General features: G+C 36.3%; 1 protein-coding gene. It reads left to right on the forward strand.

Features of this window, described 5'->3' with window-relative positions; genetic code table 11:
• Positions 1-91 precede the first annotated feature (91 nt).
• The gene (locus INF68_RS22735) at positions 92-778 is read left to right on the forward strand and encodes an EAL domain-containing protein (RefSeq protein WP_023310818.1); all 687 of its coding nucleotides are present in this window, start codon (positions 92-94) and stop codon (positions 776-778) included.
• Positions 779-796: the final 18 nt, after the last annotated feature.

Here is a 796-nt window from a genome sequence, read left to right on the forward strand (position 1 = left end):
GTTTATAGGTATAGCTCGCTAACTAATAAAATTTATTAACTTATTCTCATTTAGATTACTTACAATACTTCAAGACGGGGAAGTGATTGATATGAAGCAGTTTTTCATAGTGGAGCCATTAGTAGACCCAGTTTCAATGAGGTTAAGAGGGGTTGAAATATTAACTCGCTTCCAAGATCAGTATGGTAAGTTTTACCCGCCGGATACTGTCATTCAGAGCATGAGCAATGAAGAAAGATGTTTGTTACTCAGAGAGCAAGTCACTGCTATCAAAGAAAAAAATGATTTCTTCACAAAGAACAATCTGTTGTGTAGTCTTAATGTTAACAGGGATATGATTGAATGTATCAATCGCACACCTGAAGAAGATTGCCTATTAAAGGGTATGAATTATGTGCGGCTTGAAATTTCAGAGAGTCTAGCAACATGTGAACTACACACCCGTACTAAACTAATAGAAGCACTATGTACTAGATTTGGTAAGGTATGGCTGGATGATTTGGGAGCAGGATATTGTGATATAAGCATGGTTGATGCTTCTCAGTATGAATTGATTAAGATTGATCGTGAATACTTCTGGCGGGAAGCCAAGAAAGAACAGCCATTCAAAGGTTTGATACTCTATAAAAATAAATGTAATAAAATCGTCTTTGAGGGCGTAGAGACAGATGAACAACTTGAACTAGCTAGACGTTTAGAGGTATGGGGTGTACAAGGTTACTTGTTTAACTCTTGTAAATTAATCGATATTGAAAGTCTGGCACTTCGCTATGACTAATATATGACTATATAAGGC

It is taken from the genome of Enterobacter cloacae complex sp. P16RS2 (assembly GCF_014982155.1).
In the GTDB taxonomy this organism is placed as follows: domain Bacteria; phylum Pseudomonadota; class Gammaproteobacteria; order Enterobacterales; family Enterobacteriaceae; genus Enterobacter; species Enterobacter cloacae_M.